Origin of the sequence: Streptosporangium sp. NPDC006007, from assembly GCF_040614315.1 — a bacterium.
Lineage (GTDB): Bacteria > Actinomycetota > Actinomycetes > Streptosporangiales > Streptosporangiaceae > Streptosporangium.
Window position 1 is genome coordinate 18,543 of record NZ_JBEXUG010000030.1, and the last position, 16,721, is coordinate 35,263.

Annotated in this window: 15 protein-coding genes and 1 riboswitch; of the genes, 5 read left to right on the plus strand and 10 right to left on the minus strand. The window is 71.3% G+C overall.

Annotation, left to right across the window (positions count from 1 at the left end; genetic code table 11):
- Positions 1-460 precede the first annotated feature (460 nt).
- The 3 genes from serS to ABZ194_RS21815 all read right to left on the minus strand — a co-directional run bounded on the left by serS (position 461) and on the right by ABZ194_RS21815 (position 4,215).
- The gene (gene serS, locus ABZ194_RS21805) at positions 461-1,723 is read right to left on the minus strand and encodes a serine--tRNA ligase (RefSeq protein WP_355598821.1); all 1,263 of its coding nucleotides are present in this window, start codon (positions 1,721-1,723) and stop codon (positions 461-463) included.
- 174 nt (positions 1,724-1,897) lie between these two features.
- Positions 1,898-2,818 (minus strand): prephenate dehydratase, encoded by a 921-nt coding sequence (gene pheA, locus ABZ194_RS21810; RefSeq protein ID WP_355598822.1) that lies wholly within the window; start codon positions 2,816-2,818, stop codon positions 1,898-1,900.
- Between the two features lie 95 nt (positions 2,819-2,913).
- The gene (locus tag ABZ194_RS21815; protein ID WP_355598823.1) at positions 2,914-4,215 is read right to left on the minus strand and encodes a glycosyltransferase 87 family protein; all 1,302 of its coding nucleotides are present in this window, start codon (positions 4,213-4,215) and stop codon (positions 2,914-2,916) included.
- 66 nt (positions 4,216-4,281) lie between these two features.
- On the opposite strand from ABZ194_RS21815, the gene ABZ194_RS21820 reads away from it, so the two are divergent.
- Positions 4,282-6,693 carry a hypothetical protein gene (locus tag ABZ194_RS21820; RefSeq protein WP_355598824.1) on the plus strand — a complete coding sequence of 804 codons (2,412 nt, stop codon included), beginning with the start codon at positions 4,282-4,284 and terminating at the stop codon, positions 6,691-6,693.
- Here the strand turns inward: ABZ194_RS21820 and ABZ194_RS21825 are convergent.
- From ABZ194_RS21825 to ABZ194_RS21835, 3 genes are all read right to left on the minus strand, one after another.
- A complete protein-coding gene (locus ABZ194_RS21825) occupies positions 6,575-8,035 on the minus strand; it encodes a hypothetical protein (RefSeq protein ID WP_355598825.1) in 1,461 nt (486 codons plus the stop codon). The genes ABZ194_RS21820 and ABZ194_RS21825 overlap by 119 nt on opposite strands.
- A 152-nt stretch (positions 8,036-8,187) precedes the next feature.
- Positions 8,188-8,868 (minus strand): glycosyltransferase family 2 protein, encoded by a 681-nt coding sequence (locus tag ABZ194_RS21830; protein WP_355598826.1) that lies wholly within the window; start codon positions 8,866-8,868, stop codon positions 8,188-8,190.
- Entirely contained in the window at positions 8,865-9,218 is a 354-nt protein-coding gene (locus tag ABZ194_RS21835; RefSeq protein ID WP_355598827.1) for an STAS domain-containing protein, read from the minus strand. Before ABZ194_RS21835 ends, ABZ194_RS21830 begins: the two co-directional genes overlap by 4 nt.
- A gap of 223 nt (positions 9,219-9,441) precedes the next feature.
- Here ABZ194_RS21835 and ABZ194_RS21840 point away from each other — a divergent pair, with 223 nt between their 5' ends.
- Positions 9,442-10,020 carry a hypothetical protein gene (locus ABZ194_RS21840; RefSeq protein ID WP_355598828.1) on the plus strand — a complete coding sequence of 193 codons (579 nt, stop codon included), beginning with the start codon at positions 9,442-9,444 and terminating at the stop codon, positions 10,018-10,020.
- A gap of 16 nt (positions 10,021-10,036) precedes the next feature.
- Here the strand turns inward: ABZ194_RS21840 and ABZ194_RS21845 are convergent, their stop codons facing one another.
- Entirely contained in the window at positions 10,037-10,726 is a 690-nt protein-coding gene (locus tag ABZ194_RS21845; RefSeq protein ID WP_355598829.1) for a response regulator transcription factor, read from the minus strand.
- Positions 10,727-10,841: 115 nt separating this feature from the next.
- On the opposite strand from ABZ194_RS21845, the gene ABZ194_RS21850 reads away from it, so the two are divergent.
- Positions 10,842-11,009, plus strand: a complete 168-nt coding sequence (locus tag ABZ194_RS21850) for a hypothetical protein (RefSeq protein ID WP_355598830.1) — start codon at positions 10,842-10,844, stop codon at positions 11,007-11,009.
- Between the two features lie 468 nt (positions 11,010-11,477).
- A complete protein-coding gene (locus ABZ194_RS21855; protein ID WP_355598831.1) occupies positions 11,478-11,831 on the plus strand; it encodes a beta/gamma crystallin domain-containing protein in 354 nt (117 codons plus the stop codon).
- A gap of 180 nt (positions 11,832-12,011) precedes the next feature.
- Here the strand turns inward: ABZ194_RS21855 and ABZ194_RS21860 are convergent, their stop codons facing one another.
- Together ABZ194_RS21860 and ABZ194_RS21865 are read right to left on the minus strand one after the other, a co-directional pair.
- The gene (locus ABZ194_RS21860; RefSeq protein WP_355598832.1) at positions 12,012-12,461 is read right to left on the minus strand and encodes an ATP-binding protein; all 450 of its coding nucleotides are present in this window, start codon (positions 12,459-12,461) and stop codon (positions 12,012-12,014) included.
- A gap of 156 nt (positions 12,462-12,617) precedes the next feature.
- Positions 12,618-14,489, minus strand: coding sequence for a PAS domain S-box protein (locus tag ABZ194_RS21865; RefSeq protein WP_355598833.1), 1,872 nt, complete (start codon positions 14,487-14,489; stop codon positions 12,618-12,620).
- A 124-nt stretch (positions 14,490-14,613) separates the two neighbouring features.
- Between ABZ194_RS21865 and ABZ194_RS21870 the strand changes: the two genes are divergently transcribed.
- Positions 14,614-15,198 carry a methylated-DNA--[protein]-cysteine S-methyltransferase gene (locus tag ABZ194_RS21870; protein ID WP_355598834.1) on the plus strand — a complete coding sequence of 195 codons (585 nt, stop codon included), beginning with the start codon at positions 14,614-14,616 and terminating at the stop codon, positions 15,196-15,198.
- Positions 15,199-15,229: 31 nt separating this feature from the next.
- On the opposite strand, the gene ABZ194_RS21875 is transcribed toward ABZ194_RS21870, so the two are convergent.
- Complete coding sequence (locus ABZ194_RS21875; RefSeq protein WP_355598835.1) at positions 15,230-16,573, minus strand: cytosine permease; 1,344 nt, start codon at positions 16,571-16,573, stop codon at positions 15,230-15,232.
- Positions 16,564-16,707: riboswitch (TPP riboswitch) on the minus strand. It overlaps the preceding gene by 10 nt.
- Positions 16,708-16,721 lie beyond the last annotated feature (14 nt).

Genomic DNA, 16,721 nt, shown 5'->3' on the forward strand with positions numbered 1-16,721 from the left:
GGGTTCGCTTAACGCGAACCTCGCCCTTCTCCTTTTCCGGCCGGCCGTCGCCCCCGGCACGCCCGTCTCTCCTGACACGCCGCCTCTTCCGGTCTTACGGACCGCCTCTCCCAGCGGGCCCCCTCCCCTCACCGCCTTCCGGCCGACCCCGATGACCCTGATCGCGCTTCAGATCGACCATGAGCGCCGCGCACGGCTTTGGCGGAAGAAAGTGCCGACACCCATTCCCCGATCCCCTGTGGGGCTGTGGACGCCCGCGGCGCCGCCGGCCGGCTCAAGGCGCGGGCTCAAGGCGCGGGCCCGAGTGCCCGCGGTGGCCGCGCGGAATCCGGGGCCGCCATGAAACGGGCCGCGGAACGGGCCTCGCCGGAGTGCCCCTCGAAACGACGACGGCGGGGCCCCGGCCGTCGCGACCGGGGCCCCGCCGTCTCCCAGACCGCCCCGGAGGGCCGCGGGGGACCTACTTGACGGGTTCGAGGACGTCGAGGCCGACGAAGGGGCGCAGGGCCTTGGGGACCACGACGGAGCCGTCGGCCCGCTGGTGGTTCTCCAGGATGGCGACGATCCAGCGGGTGGTGGCCAGGGTGCCGTTCAACGTGGCCACGTGCCGGGGCTTGCCGCCGGAGTCGCGGAAGCGCACGGCGAGCCGGCGGGCCTGGAAGTCGGTGCAGTTGGAGGTCGAGGTGAGCTCGCGGTACCGCCCCTGGGTGGGCACCCACGCCTCACAGTCGAACTTCCGCGCGGCGCTGGTGCCGAGGTCGCCCGCGGCGGTGTCGATGATCCGGTAGGGCAACTCGACCTTGGCGAGCATCTCCCGCTCCCAGTCGAGCAGCCTGCGGTGCTCCTCGTGGGCGTCCTCGGGACGGCAGTAGGAGAACATCTCCACCTTGTCGAACTGGTGGACCCGGATGATGCCCCGGGTGTCCTTGCCGTAGGAGCCCGCCTCGCGGCGGAAGCAGGAGGACCATCCGGCGTAGCGGTACGGCAGCGCCGAGCCGTCGAGGATCTCGTCGGCGTGGTAGGCGGCCATCGGCACCTCACTCGTGCCGACCAGGAACAGGTCGTCCTCGGGCAGGTGATAAATCTCACTGGCGTGCGCGCCGAGGAAGCCGGTGCCCCTCATCGACTCCGGCTTCACCAGGACCGGAGTGATCATCGGGACGAAACCCGCCTCGATCGCCTGCTGCATGGCCATGTTGAGCAGCCCGAGCTGGAGCCGGGCGCCGACGCCCGTCAGGAAGAAGAACCGCGAGCCCGAGACCTTCGCACCGCGCTCCGTGTCGATCGCGCCGAGCAGCTCGCCGAGCTCCAGGTGGTCTCTGGGCTCGAAGTCGAAGACCGGCTTCTCGCCGACCTCCTCGATCACCACGTAGTCGTCCTCGCCACCGGGCGGAGCGCCCTCCTCGACGAGGTTGGGCACCGTGTACAGCAGGTCGTCGAGCTCGGCGCCGAGCTTCTCCGCCTCCGCCTCCGCCGACTTGACCTGCGCGGAGAGGTCCTTCGCCCGGTCGAGCAGGGCGGCCTTGTCGTCCCCCGAGGCACGGGACACCGACTTGCCGATGCTCTTCTGCTCGGCGCGTAGCGTCTCGAAGCGGCTCAGCGCGCCGCGCCGCCGCTCGTCGAGGTCGAGCAGCGTTTCGACGACAGAGTCGTCCTCACCGCGGGCACGCTGCGACGCCCGTAGCCGGTCGGGATCCTCACGAAGGGTACGCAGGTCAATCACGGAACAAGGCTACCGACGTACGGCTCGGGCCCGCGCCCCCAATAAGCCGCGTCGGCTTCTCGGCCCCGAAGGGCCGAGCTCGCGGCTCCTCGCCTTGAGCCTTCCTGGGCCTCATCTCGCCCACGCCTCGCCGCCCCCGTGCCCCGCCGCCCCCGTGCCCCGCGGCACTCCGGATCAGACCCGGCCGGCGCGGACCCTGGAGAGCCACTGCGCGGCCTCGGTGAAGTCGTCGTCGGCCGTACCACGCTTGACCTGCGGCGACAGGCCGTCGGCGCGCGGATAGCTCCCCAGGAAACGCACGTCGGAGCAGATCCGGTGGAGCCCGGAGACGGCCTCGCCGACCCTGGCGTCGGCCACGTGACCCTCGAAGTCGAAGTGGAAGAAGTAGTGACCGATGCCGTCGCCGGTGGGCCGCGACTCGATGCGGGTCAGGTTGACGCCGCGCACGGAGAACTCGGTGAGCATCTCCAGCAGCGCGCCCGGGTGGTCGTCGTTGAGGAAGGCGACCAGGGAGGTGCGGTCGGAGCCGGTGGGCTCGGGCAGCGGGCCGGGACGCGACACCTGGACGAAGCGGGTCACGGTGTCCGAGCGGTCGCCGACGTTGGCGAGCAGCTCGACCAGGCCGTAGTTCTCCCCCGCGATGCGCGCGGCGATGGCCGCGTCGTACGGCGAGCCCGGCAGGGCGACCTCCTGCGCCGCCGCCGCGGTCGACGGGGCCGCGACCACCACGGCGTCGGGCAGCTCGCGGGCGATGAAGTTGCGGCACTGGGTGACGGCGGCCGGATGGGTGAAGATCCGCTTGATGTCACCGACGCGGGTGTCCTGCCGCGCCAGCAGCGAGAACTCGACGGGGAGCAGCAGCTCGGCGGTGATGAGCAGCGGCTCGCCCCAGGCGAGCTCGTCCAGGGTGGTGGTGATGGCGCCTTCGAGCGAGTTCTCCAGCGGGACGACGGCGCCGTCGGCCTCACCCTGCCGGGCGGCGTCCAGCGCCGCGCTGACGTTCGCGCTGGGCAGGCGCTCGGCGTGGGGTGCCAGGAGCCGCAGGGCCTCCTCGGTGAAGGTGCCCTCCGGTCCCAGGTAGGCGAGTCTGGGCATGACCACAGGTTATCCGGCGCCTGTCCGAAAGTGTGCACTGAACTCCATATTCGGACAGCTCCCCCACCGACCGAGGGAGCGTGGGGGGCGACCGGTCAGGAGAGCGCCCGATCGGGGAGCGCCCGGAAGGCCTCCCGGCGACGCGGCAGCCACACCCCGAGCAGCCAGACCAGGGCGAGCGCGCCCAGCCCGAACCCGTTCTGCACGATCTTGCCCAGCACCGGGCTGAGCACCGGGACCTCGGCCGCCTTGATCGCCACCCCCCACCAGGGGATCGGCAGCACGTAGTAGAGCCAGACCCCCGCGGCGACCCGGAGCCGTACCGGGTCGCGCCCGTCGCCGGCCAGGGCGCCGAGGACCACTACCACCCAGGCCAGGTGGTGGATCCAGGCCACCGGCGACAGCAGCACGGCCATCAGGCCGACCAGCGCCGTCGCCGCCACCGGGTGCCCGTCGAGCAGCGCCCCCCGCGCGTGGCGGAAGCCGTACCAGCCGACCACCGCGACCAGCGCCAGCCAGATCAGGGCGGTCGGCTGGTCGGGCAGGTAGAGCCGGATGAGCATGCCGCGCATGGACTGGTTGGTGGTGGCCGCGTTGGCGCCGAGCCGTTCGGGGTCGAACAGCGCGCGGAACCAGAAGTCGGCGGCGTCGCCGGGGATGACCAGGAACGGCAGCAGGGTGAGCAGGGCGGCGGTGAAGGCCGCCATGAAGAGGGTCCTGCGCTGCTCCTCCCGGGCTCCGGGACCGAAGCCGGTGATGAGCAGATGGATCAGGAAGACGCCCGGGGTGAGCTTGACCGCGACGGCCAGGCCGATCAGCGTGCCACGCGGCCAGACCGGCCTGCGGGCCACGCAGTCGGCGAGGCAGAGCGCCACCAGCAGGATGTCCACCTGACCGAAGCGGACCTGGTCCCTGATCGGCATCAGGTACGTGCACGCGACCATCAGGAACGCGAACAGCAGCGGCAGCCGGAGACCGCTCGCCCCGCTCGTCGCCCCGCTCGGCGTCTCATCCGGGTACGGCCCGGCCGCCCGGCCGGACACGGCGCGGAAGCCGTAGCCGACGGCGACCGCCAGCGCCGCGAAGACGCCGGCCGTCCAGACCCACTGCGCGAGCGGCCAGGACATCATCGCCAGCGGCGTGGCCAGCATCGCCGCGATCGGCGGGTAGGTGAACGGCAGGAGCTGGGGCGCGGGGGTCACGAAGTCGTAGACCGGCTGCCCCCGCAGGAGTGCCTGGCCACCGGTACGGTACACATCCAGGTCGACCAGGCGCTGGTCGTCGGCGTTGCTCAGCCACTGGAGCACCAGCGGGGCGACGGCCGCCACGACGATCAGCAGCGCGAGCAGCCACATCCATGGTGGCCGCCTGGTCGTGGTCGCCTCGCTGGTCCTCACGACCAGGCAGGTTACCGTGGGCCTGGAGGAAACGGCCGCCAACAGGTACGGATACGGGGGAACCGGATGGGTTCGGCGCACGGCGACTATCGGGCCGTACACCAGACCGCCGAAGGACCGGCCGACGTTCAAGCCGCCGGGACCGTCACGGCACCGGCCCGGGGCAGGGGCATCGCGGGGCGGGGCGGGGGCGGGGCCGGCCGGGTGTCTCCAAGCCGCGCCGTGCCGATCACCGTCCTGGTCGCCGTTCTCCTGCTGCTGTCCGGGATGGTGGGGTTCACCGGGCCCCTTGGAGCCGGTACGGCCGGCGCGTCGGCGGTGAGGGCGCTTCCCGCCGGGGTCGTGGTGGTCGGGGTGCCCGGGCTGGAGTGGAGCGACCTGGACCGCGCGCGGACGCCGAACCTGTGGAGGCTCGTGGACCGTGGCGGTGCCGCGTCGATGTCCACCCGGGCGGTGCCGCTGCCGGATCGGGGCATCACCTGTCCGGCCGCGGGCTGGCTGACCGTCTCGGCCGGGCAGCGGGCGGGCGCCCCGGGATCGAGCTGCGCGCCGTCGGCGGAGCCGACGCCGGCGCCGGACGGCGGGGCGAGCGTGCCCGGCTGGTCCGAGCTGGTGACCTTCAACACCGTCCAGACCTCTTACAGGCCGGTGCTCGGGCAGCTGGGGCAGCTCGTGGCGGACGCCGGGGGGAAGGTGGCCGCGGCGGGGCCGGGAGCCGCACTCGCCGCCGCCAACAAGTCCGGAAAAATCGGTAAATATGCGGCGAGTGTCGAGGAGCTCGGCGACCTGGCACCGTACCGGCTGGTCGTGGCGGAGGTCGCGGACCTCACCGAGGCGTGGACCGGGACGGCCCCAGAGGGAAACGGCGCCCCGGCCGGAACGGCCGGGCAGAAGGCCACCCCCACCGGACGCGCCACGGACGAGACCGCGGCGACCGGACCGGCCAGGCGGGAGGCGGTGGCGACCGCCGACCGGCGGGTGGGCGCGCTGCTCGACCGGCTCCCGCCGGCGACCACGGTCCTGCTCGGCGGGCTGTCCGACAGCACCTCCTCGGCCCGCCTGCACGTGGCGATCGCGTCCGGCCCGTCTCCCGGCGGCGCGCCGTACCCGCACGGCTATCTGACCACCGTCTCCACCCGGCAGGACGGGCTGGTCACCAACACCGACCTGACCGCCACCGCGCTCGGCCTGCTCGGCCTGGACACGCCCAGGAGCGTCGTCGGCCACCCGTGGCTGAGCGCCGGACCGGACGGGAGGCCGACCGCCGACGTGGTGCGCGACCTGGCCGACAAGGATCTGGCCAGCCAGGTGCTGCGCAGGGTGCAGGGGCCGTTCTTCACGGTCTTCGTGACCGTGCAGCTCCTGTTCTACCTTCTGGCCGCCGTCGCGATCCGGCGGGGCTGGGGCGGTGAGCGGGCGCTGAAGGCCGCCAGGGGGGTCGCCGTGGTGAGCGGGGCGATCGCGGTCGCCACGTTCCTGGCACAGCTCGTGCCGTGGTGGACGCTGCCCGCGCCGATGGTCACGGTGGTCGGGACCATCCTCGGCATCGCCTGCGCGGTCGCCGCCCTCGCCTTCGCCGGCCCCTGGAGGACACACGTCCTCGGCCCGCTGACCGTGGTGGCCGGGATCACCTCACTGGCCCTGCTGGTCGACGTGATGACCGGCTCCACGCTCCAGGTGAACGCGGTCACCGGCTACGAGCCCGTCACCGGCGGCCGTTTCTACGGCTTCAGCAACATCGCCTTCGCCGTCTACTCGGCCGGGACGATCCTGGCCCTGGCCGGGATCGCCCAGTGGCTGATCTCCCGGGGACGGCGCGGGCTCGCGCTCACGGTCTGCGTGCTGTACGGCGGGCTCGCGGTGTTCGCCGACGGCTGGCCCGCGTGGGGCGCCGACTTCGGCGGGGTCCCGGCGTTCCTCGTCGGGCTGGCCGTCTTCTGGATCCTGCTCTCCGGCGGCCGGGTCTCACCCGTCAGGCTCGGCCTGGTCGGACTGGCCGGCGTCCTGCTGATCGGGGCGATCGCGGTGACCGACTGGCTCAAACCGGCCGCCCAGCGCACCCACCTGGGCTCGTTCGTCCAGCAGGTGCTGGACGGCGAGGCCTGGACGGTGATCTCCCGCAAGTTCGGGGCGATGGTCGGCGTCACCGTCGGGAACTGGTCGCTGACCCTGCTCTCGCTGGTCGCGCTGGCCTTCCTCTTCCTGGTGCTCGACCGCCCGTCCCGCTGGGGCGCCTCCGCGCTCGACCGGGCCTACACGCTCGCACCGCCGCTGCGCGCCGGGCTGATCGGCACGCTGACCTGCGCGCTGATCGGCTTCCTGATGAACGACTCCGGCATCGCGATCCCGGCGATGGCGCTCACGGTCGCGGTACCCCTGACACTGTCCGCGTGCGTGCGCGCGCTCCGGCTCTCACCGCCCAGCAGAGCAGCACGAGCGTCAGAGCCAGCAGGGACCACGGCACCACCCGCTCCCTGACGACGGTCCTCATCCAGAGCAGGTCCTCCGGGCGGAGCGCCTCCCTGGCCGGAAGGTAGCCCATGGACAAGATCGCCACCCTGGCCACCATGAAGCCCTCCAGCGCCGGCCAGGAGGCCATGGCCAGCAGCGCGAAGGCCAGCCCGTCGTACCAGGGCAGCGCGTACGGCGCGGCGAACAGCCAGGCGACCACTATCGTCCCGGCGACCGCCGGGGCCGTGTCCTCCGGCAGGATCCTGAGCGTCAGCCAGGCCAGGACGACCATGAGGAGCAGGGAGCCGGCCTGGATCCAGGCCGAGTAGGCGCCGGGCCCGAGCGTCTCCTGGAGCCCGACCTTGACCAGGTGCCAGGGCGTGCCGAACGAGACCTTCCTGCTGGTCGCGGAGACCTGGTCGAGGACGTGCGGCCCGGCCAGGCCGTAGATCACCAGCACGGTGGCGGTCGCGGTCCCCGCCACCACGGCGAGCCTGCCCGGCGAGCGGCGCAGCTCCCACGCCGGGCCGAGCGCGACGAGCCCGGCGTTGAGCTTCACCCCGATCCCCACCCCGAGCAGCAGCCCTGACGCGGCACCTCGGGTCGCGAGCGCCGCGACCATGCACGCGACGGCCAGGGTGTCCACGTGCATCCCGGCGGCCAGGTGGTAGATCATCAGCGGGTTGACCGTCCAGAGCAGCGCCGCCCGCCCCCGCAGGTCCGCGTCCCCCCGGGTGAACCGGTGCAGCAGCAGCGCGGTCCCGATGAACGCCGCGGCGTTGACCAGCGCCATCACGAAGACCGTCAGCCTGGCCGAGTCACCTCCGGCCAGGCTCGCCAGCGCCTGTACGGCGGTCGCCACCGGGCCGTAGACGCTGGTCACACCGGCCCACTCCTCCACGGCGCCGACCACGGGATCACCGGGCAGCGCCGCGGGCGTGAGGGCGTAGGGGTCATGACCGAGCGTGATCAGGCGGCCGTAGGCGGCGTAGTTCAGGTGGTCGGCCGAGCCCGAGGGCGGCAGGAGGGCGAGCACCGCCGCCGTCGCGCAGCCGGCCGCGAGCAGCAGCCGCGGGTCCGGCCTCCACCGGGACCGCAGGGCCGCGGCCAGCCCCGCCGCGCCCAGCACGATCGCGGCCGCGGCCATGGCGATCACCAGATGGGCGCCGGGGCGCACGCCCAGCGAGTAGGGCGGCTGCCAGGACGGGCCGGGCGGTCCCGGCACCATGGCCGAGGGCCCCAGCAGTCCGATCAGGACCGTCAGCCCGGCGGAGAGCCCGATGGCGGCGAACCCGGCGACGTCGAACCACCGCGGCGTGTCACGCCCGGGAACCCGCCTACCACCGACAACCGAAGATTCCCGAGTCACCCGCAAATTCCAGCACATCCGGCCAGGTGCCCGGGACGGCGGGACACGGACCGGTGACGGACGCCGGAGAAGTCACGCGACCGTCCGCCGGAACGCGACGAGAGCCCGGTGGACCGACGGGGCGAGGCCCGGTGGACCGGAGCGCGCCGGGCCTACCTGCGGGCCAGCAGCGCCCTGGCGACGTCGCGGAACTGCCTGGCCCGGTGGAGCTGGGCCCTCCAGTCGGTGCCGGTGGCCCGGTGGGCCATCTCCACCTCGACCTCCCGCACGCGAAACCCCCTGCGGAGCAGGTCGATCGTGAGGGCCGTCTCCACACCGAAGCCGTGGGCCAGGGGCCGCGCCGCCTCGAAGGCGGCCCTGGTCAGACAGCGCTGGCCGTTGAGCGGCTGGGTGGGCGTCCAGCCGGTGGCACGCTCAACGCCCTGGCGGGCCAGCTTCACCACGAACCCGTGACCGCCCAGCTTCACCCGGGTGACGAACACGGCGACGGTCATGTCCGCCTCGCCCGCCACGACCGGCTTGATCAGGGGTTCCGCCGCGCGCGCGGTCTCCCCCAGGTCCGCGTCCAAAAAGAGCAGGTGCCTGGGCGTCTCGTCGTCGAGCAGGCGGACGGCCTCCGCACCGCTCTCCATGGCGGCGGCCTTGCCGCGGTTCCGGCTGTGCCGTACGACCCGCGCCCCGGCGGCCTTGGCCACCCGGCCGGTCTGGTCGGTCGAGCCGTCGTCCACGACCATGACGAGGTCCACGCCGGAGAGCGCCAGGGCCGCGGCCACGGTGGCGCCGATCCGATCCGCCTCATCCTTGGCCGGGATGATCACCGCTGTCCCGGTCATACTTGCGGCTTGGCCGTCAGCAGCTTCTCGGGCACCGCGTCGTGCACGGTGAACACCGAGTCAAGACCGGTGACCTGGAGAATCTTGCGCACGGCCGGCCGGGGGGCCGCCAGCTCCAGGGTTCCGCCACGCTCTCGCAGGCGCTTGAGCGCCGAGAGCAGCACGTTCATACCGGTGGAGTCGCAGAACTCCACCCCGGACATGTCGATGACCACATAGGTGGTCGGGCTCTCCTGAAGCAGGCGAGCGAACTCGGCCTGCAGGCCAGGAGCGGTGTACAGGTCGATTTCGCCGACGATGGTCATGACGGTGTGCCCGACATGAGATCGAGTTGAGACTTTTAGCTCCACAGCGGGCACACTAGCGGCGCGAAGGCCACTGGTCACGTTCTCTCGCCTAACCCGAGTCGTCGGGCCTTTGTCCCCCGTTTGGGTCTCATGGAAACCCTGAGTGCGCGAAACTTGACTCTGAGCGACACCGGCTTGGCCGGAAAGGGGGAGACCCGGACTCTCCCGACCGTCCCTGCGCTACGACAGTGGCGGCCGTTGAGTAGAAACGGGCCCGAACGCACCGATGAACACCGATCTTCCTGAGGATCCCCAGCGGCAGCGGCTCCGGGAGCACCTGGAGTCCATGATCACTCGCACCGAGAAGGCCACGTCGTGGCAGGACGCGGCCAACTCTCTGCGCGGCCTGGTGAACCACGAGGGGTATGTCCCGATCAGAACCCGGCTGGCGAGCGAGGACCTCGACTTCCTCGAAAGCGCGCGGGAGGAGCTGCTCGGCTTCGCCGCACTCGGGATCAGGCTCCTCGACCTGCACCAGCCCCGGGACGCGGGCGGCATCACCAGCGACGCGGCCCGCCCTATCCTGCGCTGCCGCAGTTGCATGTGGCGGTGGCCGTGCCCGACCTTCCGCACCATGGTCGAGTCCTTCGGCGCGCCGAGGGCCCCGGCCTCCTGCCAGCACGTCGAGCCCGACCACGGGGATCACCTGGACAGCGGAGACGACGGGGGCTCGGAGGCGGCCGGGGCGCTCATCGCCGCTCCGGCCCGGTCCGAGCTCACCGCCCCGGCCGGGCCGGAGTCCACCGCCCCGGCCCGGCCGGAGAGCGAGATCCCGGCCCTGCGGACCCTGCCCCGCGGTTCCTGACCGTCGACGGCGCCGATCAGTCCAAGGGTTCGTAGCGGTAGCCGACACCCCACACCGTGACGATGCGCCGGGGGACGGCCGGATCGGGCTCGATCTTCTCCCGGAGCCGGCGGACGTGGACGGTCACCGTGGAGGAGTCGCCGAAGGACCAGCCCCAGACCTGTTCCAGCAGGGCTGAGCGGCTGAAGGCCTGGCGGGGGTTGTCCATCAGATAGGTCAGCAGGTCGAACTCACGGACGGTCAGCGTGATCTCGGTCTCGGCGAGCCGTACCCGGTGGGCGCCGACGTCGACCGTCAGGTCACCGTCCCTGAGCACGCCGGTGCCGGTCGGCGCCGAGACGCCCCGCGCGCGCCGCAGCACGGACTGCACCCGCAGGGCCAGCTCGCGGGGGCTGAACGGTTTGACGACGTAGTCGTCGGCGCCGACCTCCAGGCCGGCGACCCGGTCGATCTCCTCGCCCAGGGTGGTCAGCATGATCACCGGAATCGGCCGGTGTTCCCGGAGCCTCCGGCAGATCTGGAGCCCGTCCGTCTCCGGCAGCATCAGGTCGAGCACCAGCAGATCGGGCGGGCCGGCCAGCGCGCTACTGAGCGCGCCGGCGCCGTCTCGGACGCATTCCACCAGGTGACCGTCGCGCTCCAGGTAACCGGCCACGACCTCGGCCACCGTCGGGTCGTGCTCGACCAGCAGAATCCGCGCGCTCATGGCCTCCACGGTAAGCCCGGAACGGACCGGTTTCCGCACCTTTGCCCCTTCAGTAGGGGCTAGATCGTTATCGTGCCGGTTCTCATCGGACCGCCGCCCGACGTACGGTGGCTGCATGGGTCGTATCGTGATGGCAGTACTGGGCGTCATCCTCGCGCTCTACGTGGTTTTCGGGCTCGTGCTGCCCGCGCTGTTCGGGCTCTTCAAGTTCCTGTTCGTGCTGGCGATCGTGGCCTTCGTGGTCGTCGCCGCGGTCACGATCGCGGGCAAGTTCGCCAAGTGAGCACGGTGCTCGCCCTCCAGACGCTCTCCGTCCGGCTATTCGGCGGCGGCGGGCGGCGACGGAGCTGAGGTGGGCGGCGCGGTGAGGCGCGGCCCGGATGCTGGGGACGTTCCCGGCGAATGCTCCGCTGGAGGTTACGGCAGAGGTGATCGGGCTCGCCGCCGGGCGGCTTGATGCCGATTTAGTAGTCCTTCGTCAGGGGCACACGGCTCGTTGGCCGCGCGTGAGCGCCACGATCGGGTGATGCCACAGCCCGACAGTTCGTGTTCGGAGCGCCGGCCGAACGAAGAGTGGTATTACTTTGAGTTACCGGTCCGTCCGATCGTGTCACGGAAAGGCGCGGCCGCGAGGGGCCGCTCCGGTGCGCAGCCGGCCGTCCGCCGGCCCGGCGAAGCACCGTTTCGTCAGGACGCGACGTCACCAACAGGGCCGGGGCCGTGCGCGCCGGTCTCCGCAGGAGGAGAGTCTGTGATCTCGAAGAGCAAGAAGAACATCCGTTCCATGGCCGTGGCACTCGCCGCGACCGCCGCCTTCACCGTCACCATCCCGGCCGGCACCGCCTTCGCCATCGACCACGTCCAATGCGTTGGCGGTGAGAACTTCCTGAAGATCTGGTCGCACCTGGGCGGCCGCCAGAGCGTCGACTGCTACGCCAACGGCGGAAAGACCGACTTCGGCGGATGGTGGGTCGACCGGATCTCCACGGGCAACAACGACCTGATCTACTACGACGCCAACGGCGACTCGGTGAGGATCGATCGCTGGCACGACATCACCTTCCCGAACCGCCCTCCGAAGGTCGTCGCCATCCAGATCGTGTGACACGCCGGCACGCGGTGAGAGACCGCCGTCGCTTCGCCGTCGTAGCGGTGGGGCGGAGGTAGGAGGCGGCTCGCCCCGCCTCACCCGGGCCGGGTGAGGCGGGGCGGAGTCTGTCTCCCCGGGGAGGCGGAGCCAGGTGAGGCGGAGGCGCGCAGTCGTCGCACCCCGCGCCGGAACCGGCTATCCGCACTCCCGCAGGGCGGGCTCGGGGATGGAGACATGACCGTCACTCACCGTGCCGAGGGCGGTGACCACCGCCCAGACCGTGGTGATCTCCCCCTCGTGCTTGACACCCCAACTGGTGGCCAGATACTCGACGATGCCGAGCCCCCGGCCTCCCAGCGAGGAGAGCGTGGGCCGTCCGGCGCGCGGTTCGGTGGCGGCGCCACCGTCACTCACCGCAACCTCGACATGTTCGTCGGTCCACCGCCACGCCACTCTGATCTGACCGGACGGCAACGGATGCGCATGCCGGAGCGCGTTGCTCAGCAGTTCGCTCACCACGAGGACCGCGTCGTCTATAGCGGTCTCGTAGACACCCCATTCCTGCAGGTCAGAGCAGAGGCGTTGGCGTGCGACAGCGACGCTGGACGGTGCATACGGCAACAACACGACGCTCGACGCACTCACCTCCCCGTATCCCTGTTCCCCCTGAGGAACACACCCCAGTACGACCGAAATGCCCCGTTAGATAGCCTTAGAAACCGAACGCCGATTACAGCTTGTGTACATTCGACAATAGATCAGCTCATCCGTTACCGGCTCGTTACCGGTTCGGCGTGTCGGTCAGGTAAGAGCCCCCGGCGTGTCGGCGATACGCAGAAGCAATCGCATCCGGGTACCGCCTCCAGGACGGGGGTGCGCCGACACCTCCCCGCCCTGGGCGCGGACCAGGCTGCGCACGATGTACAGCCCGAGACCGACACCGCCGAACCGGCGGCGGTCGCCGCTGTCGACCTGGACGAAGCGCTCGAAGATGCGCTCCCGGCTCGCCGGAGCTATGCCCACACCCTCGTCGTCCACGACCACCACCACCCAGTCACCTTCCGGCCACGCCTCGACCTTGATCAGGCCACCGTCCGGTGAATATTTGAACGCGTTCTCCAGCAACTGGCCCAGCACGATATCGGTGGCCAGAGCGTCTCCGGAGACCGGGGGTAGGTTTTGGGCTACTTTCACCTCAACTGTGTGCAAATCAGATAGATCGTGCAGACCCAGCGTGGCGGCCCGGAGCAGCTCGCCGAGGTCAAGACCCTCGATCTTGAGGGTCAGCTCCCCCGCCCCCGCGTGCGAGCCCAGCAGCAGGTTGTCCATGAGCTGACCGAGGGAGCGCGCCCGCTCGGCGATGATGTGCACGGCCGAGCGGCGCTCGGTGTCGGTCATGTTGTCCCAGCGCGCGTCGAGCGTGCCGGCGAACCCCCGGACCACGGTGATCGGGGTGCGCAGCTCATGACTGGTGGTGGCCAGGAAGAGGTCCTTGGCCTCCTCCAGTTCCTTGGCCCGGGTGATGTCGCGGAAGTCCACCACGATCTCACCGGTCTCCACGATCTCGGCGCAGAGCACGTCCAGCCAGGCGCCGGAGGGAAGCTGAAGGGTGAGCTTGTCACCCGGCTCCGGCAGCTGGAACGGCGGCGGCCCGCCGATCACCTCGGTCGCGGCGAAACCGGTCAGCTCGGTGGCCGACGGGTTCCACTGGATGACCCGGCCCTGGCCGTCGAGGACCGCTATGCCGTCCGCGCTGGCGTCGAACACCGCCCGCTCGTGGGCGCGCTGCCGTACGGCCTCCTGGTAGGCCATGGCGTTGCCCACGGCGATCCCGGCGTGGCCGGCGAGGAGTTCGAGCAGTTCGAGCTCCACGTGACCGGCCTTGTGCTTGGCGAACAGGGCGTACAGCGCGCCGTACGGCCGCCCGCCCACCGCGGCGAGGCCGAGCGCGATGGTGTGCAGGCCGGGAAGCTGTGACCAGACCAGCTCGTCCAGCCGGGCCTGGTTGCCGGTCTCCAGCATCACGGTCCTGCCGGTGCGCAGCAGTTTGCCGACCAGGCTGGTGCGCATGTCGCCGGTGGAGTCGCGCAGCGACTCGGGAAGCCGATGGCTGGCCACGAGCCGGAGCCGGTCCCCCTCGATGAGCACGAAACCGCCCGCGTCGGCCCCGGTCAGCTCGGTGAGGCTGGCCGCGATCCGGTCGAGCACGGCGGGCAGCTCCCGCGCGGCGTTGATGTCGGCGACCACGTCGGTGAGCCTGCGGACGAGCCGCGCCCGCCGGACGACCCGGTCCTGGGCGGACTCGTCGTCCTGGACCAGGTGATAGACGCTGACGTAGCCGAGCAGCACCCCGGCCTCCGAGCGCAGAGCGCCGGTGTCCACCCGCACGTCGAGCAGGCTGCCGTCCCTGCGGAACCGCTTGGTCCGCAGCGAGACCCGGCCGCCGGTGCGGACACGTTCCAGGACCGCGTTGTGCTCGGCCGTCAGCTCCTCGGGAACCACCGGGGCGCGACGGCCGAGCAGTTCGTCGGCCGACCAGCCGAAGAGGCGTTCGGCCGCGGGGTTCCACACCAGCACCGCCTGATCACGGTCGAAGACGACCATCGCGTTGGGCGCACCGGCGACGACCGCACGGGCGATGCCCTCGTCACCATCGGCTCTGTCGTCACCCACACACCCATAGTGCCGTGTCAACCGGCCTGATCTTGGCACTTCGTCCGCATGTGCTGACACTCACCTGAGGGATCCGTCCGATACGCTGCGGTCACCACACGCCTGGACACGGAAGGGTGGGGCCATGTCATCCGGCGACCTCGACGCACTGCTACGGGTGACCTCGCCCACCTACATAGGGAAAACCCATCCCGACATCGCCTTCGGCACACTCGAAGGACCGGTGGGACGGCTGGTCCTCGCGGTGACGCACCGGGGCGTGGTGGCCTGCAGCTACGAGGACGAGAACGTCGTGTTCGAGCGGGTCAGCAGGGAGATCGGCTCGTTCATCGGGCCGGATCCCCGGCGGCTCGACCCGGTCCGCCGGGAACTGGACGCCTACTTCTCCGGCAGGCTCCGCGCCTTCACCACCACGGTCGACCTGCAGATGGCGACCTCGTTCGCCAGGACCGTGCTGCAGATGATGCTGGCGGTGCCGTACGGGACGGTGACCACCTACCGCGAGATCGCCGAGCGGATCGGCAGGCCGAGGGCGCTGCGGGCGGTCGGCAACGCGCTGGGCAGCAACCCGGTCTGTGTGATCGTGCCCTGCCACCGGGTGGTGGAGAGCGAGGCCGTCCTCGGCGGTTACGCGGGAGGCGCGACCGCCAAGGAGCGGCTGCTGCGGGTCGAGGGGGCCACCGGGAACTCCTCCCCCGGCACCCGGTGACCGGGCCGAGACCCGGCCGCCCTGCCCGGGGCTACCGGCGGCGGAACGCCCCCAGGACGAGCGTGACCAGGCCGGCGACGAGGAAGGCGCCCACGGCCGCGCTCATCCACGGCTGCGGGGTGAAGTGCACGGCCTGCCTGACACCGTTCCAGATCGCCGCCCACCAGGCCACCTGGGAGGGGGCGGCGAGCAGCCACCAGGTGGCGAAGCCGAGCGCCCACGGGATCACCATGAGCCGGCGGGAGGGGGCGTTCTGGGAGGTGTCCCAGTTCCTGCCACGGCCGAGCAGGAAGTAGTCGACGGCCAGCACGCCGAGCATCGGCACGAACACCGCGCCGATGATGCTGAGGAAGGCGCCGTAGGAGTTCACGTCCACGACGAGGGCGACGCCCGTGGTCAGCACGCCGATGGCCACGGAGAAGACGCGGCGGTCCACCCTCGGCATGAGGTTCTGCAGCGACATCGCCGTGGAGTAGACGTTCGCGAACGACTGGTCGGTCTCGCGCAGCACGAGGATGCCGAAGAACAGCGCGCCGAGCGGAGCCGCGACGAACGGCGCGAACACCGCGGTCGGCTGGCTCTGCACCGCGCCGTGACCGGCGAGCGCCACCGCGTAGACGCCCACGGCCAGGCAGGCCACCTGGGCGACGGTGTAGCCGCCGACGATGCCGGTGAAGGCCGCGCGGCTGGAACGCGAGTGCCTGGCGTAGTCCGCCGCGACCGGCACCCAGGAGACCGACAGGGCGATCACGAAGTCCACGGCCGGGGCGAAGGCGTCCCAGGAGCCACCGGTCTGGACGGGGGTGTCGCGCAGGAAGACCACCGCGAACCAGGCCATCGACACGATCACGCCGGCCGTGACGAACCGCCGGAGCAGCCTGATGACCCCCAGCGGGTAGATGGTGAGCGCCGTCGTCAGCGCCCCGGCCGCGATCGCCCAGACCGCGTAGGGGACGGACCGTCCGAAGATCGCCTGTGCGCCCATCGCGATGACCCAGAGCTCGAACGCGCCCCAGCCGATCATCTGGATGATGTTGAGCACGGTCGGGACGTAGGAGAGCCTCGCGCCGAACAGCCCGCGGAGCAGCACCATCGCGGGCCTGCCGGTCTGCACTCCGGGCACCGCGGCGAGGCCGACCATCGCGGTGCCGACGAGGCTGCCGACGAGGGCGGCGACCAGCGCCGCGGTGAGGGTGAGCGGATTGTCGTCGCCCAGTGGGTTGATCAGGAAGAGCGCGAAGGAGAATCCGAGGAGGCTGACCCCCAGGTTGGCCCAGAACGCGCCCTGGTCGAGCGTGCCCAGGGTCTTCGGCGGGGCCTGGTCGAGGGTGAGGGGGGCCTCGGCATGCTTGGAATCGATGACGTCGGGCGTCATGACGCGCTCCCTACGCCGGCATTACCCGGACAGGTTCATGCGGTCGGCGGCGCGTCACGAGTGAGGCCCTGTCGGCCCTCCGCGTGGTTCCGCCCTCTCAGCCCGGTTCCGCCCGAGCTCCCGCGGTAGACAATTCGTCAGGATTATG

What these genes read in the sequence shown, in the direction of transcription:
- pheA (WP_355598822.1), bottom strand. Translation starts at nt 2,818, where the DNA reads ATGCCCAGACTCGCCTACCTGGGACCGGAGGGCACCTTCACCGAGGAG.
- ABZ194_RS21820 (WP_355598824.1), top strand. Translation starts at nt 4,282, where the DNA reads ATGGGTTCGGCGCACGGCGACTATCGGGCCGTACACCAGACCGCCGAA.
- ABZ194_RS21830 (WP_355598826.1), bottom strand. Translation starts at nt 8,868, where the DNA reads ATGACCGGGACAGCGGTGATCATCCCGGCCAAGGATGAGGCGGATCGG.
- ABZ194_RS21840 (WP_355598828.1), top strand. Translation starts at nt 9,442, where the DNA reads ATGAACACCGATCTTCCTGAGGATCCCCAGCGGCAGCGGCTCCGGGAG.
- ABZ194_RS21845 (WP_355598829.1), bottom strand. Translation starts at nt 10,726, where the DNA reads ATGAGCGCGCGGATTCTGCTGGTCGAGCACGACCCGACGGTGGCCGAG.
- ABZ194_RS21850 (WP_355598830.1), top strand. Translation starts at nt 10,842, where the DNA reads ATGGGTCGTATCGTGATGGCAGTACTGGGCGTCATCCTCGCGCTCTAC.
- ABZ194_RS21870 (WP_355598834.1), top strand. Translation starts at nt 14,614, where the DNA reads ATGTCATCCGGCGACCTCGACGCACTGCTACGGGTGACCTCGCCCACC.
- ABZ194_RS21875 (WP_355598835.1), bottom strand. Translation starts at nt 16,573, where the DNA reads ATGACGCCCGACGTCATCGATTCCAAGCATGCCGAGGCCCCCCTCACC.